Source organism: Kribbella sp. NPDC020701 (genome assembly GCF_055562215.1).
The window spans coordinates 1-1,192 of record NZ_JBVHFT010000074.1 but is presented as its reverse complement, the minus strand read 5'-3'; the positions used below and the strand labels follow the sequence as shown (position 1 = coordinate 1,192).

Below are 1,192 nucleotides of genomic sequence, written 5' to 3'. Positions count from 1 at the left end.
CTGCTGGATGCGGACCCGTCCCAGGTCACCGTCTCCTGTCAGGTCACCGTGCGGTGTCACTCCAGGGGACCCACACATACCGCAGAAGAGCCGGAAATCCCCTCGCATGCGCGAGGCCCAGCCAGCGACTGCGTGACGCGCGTGGGCTAGATCCAGGGCGGACCTGCCCCACTCACCAACTCCCGGAATCAGTGGGGGGCATCAGATCCAGGGGAGGGCGGAGCGTTCGGTCCAGTACTCCTCGGGTTGTTGGGTGAACTCGGTGAGGGGGCCGGCGGTGGTGTGGGCGAGGTTGCTTGCCAGTTGTTCGGCGGTGGTGGCGCCGCTGAGGACGATGTCGGCCCAGGGCTGGACGGCGGCGGCGCCGATGGCGAGGGCGTCGGGGGCGATGCCATGCTGCCGGGCGAACTCGTTGAACGGGGTCTTGCCGGCCTTGGCGGTCAGGCGGCCGTTGGCGACGGCTTCCTTCACGACCACGAACCAGCCTGCGGCGTGCGCGTCGGCCAAGGCAGCGCCGGATGAGGTCTCGAGGACGTTCCAGGTCGCCTGCACGGCCGTGAACGGTGTGTCGAGCTCGAGTGCCTTCCGTAGCGTCTCGGCCTGACGCGGTCCACTCGTCGAAAATCCGACGCGTACGCCGCTGTCCGCCAACTCCCGCAGTCGATCGAGCAACCGCTTGTCACCGAGTGCCGGACTGTCCGACGTGAGGCTGTGGACGAGATAGAAGTCAGGCGGTCCACCAAGCGCTTGAAGCGTCTCCGGCCACTGCCGCTCGAAGGTCGCGAGGCTGTGGTCCTTCACCTCGTGCGTCTCCACATCGGAATGCCAATCAGCGACGTACGTGTACCCCCACTTCGAGCCGACGGTCAGTTGCGTACGGCGCTCCGCCGTCAGCCACTCACCGAGGAACTTCTCGGCAAGTCCGTACGAACGCGCGGCGTCGAAGTACCGAACTCCGTCCAGCCACGCCTGCTCGAGCAACTGATGTGTGCGCTCCCGGAGATCCTCGACCGCCCGTCCCGGCGGCAAGTCCTCGTCGTGCCCGAGATTGATGTACCCAGGACGCCCTAGTGCCGCAAGACCCAGACCAATACTCGCCATTGGTAGTTAGGGGCGCGGTGTCCGTAGGTTGGACCCGTTTCCCCTGTCCCCTTTCAATCCGTGCGTGCGGTTTTCCCGCACACGGCTTACC

General features: G+C 66.3%; 1 protein-coding gene. It reads right to left on the bottom strand.

The genetic code is table 11. The features are described 5' to 3' along the window. Window positions 1–201 precede the first annotated feature (201 nt). Window positions 202–1,101: an aldo/keto reductase gene (locus tag ACZ3HV_RS44585; protein ID WP_465693965.1), complete on the bottom strand. Its 900-nt coding sequence runs from the start codon at window positions 1,099–1,101 to the stop codon at window positions 202–204. Window positions 1,102–1,192: the final 91 nt, after the last annotated feature.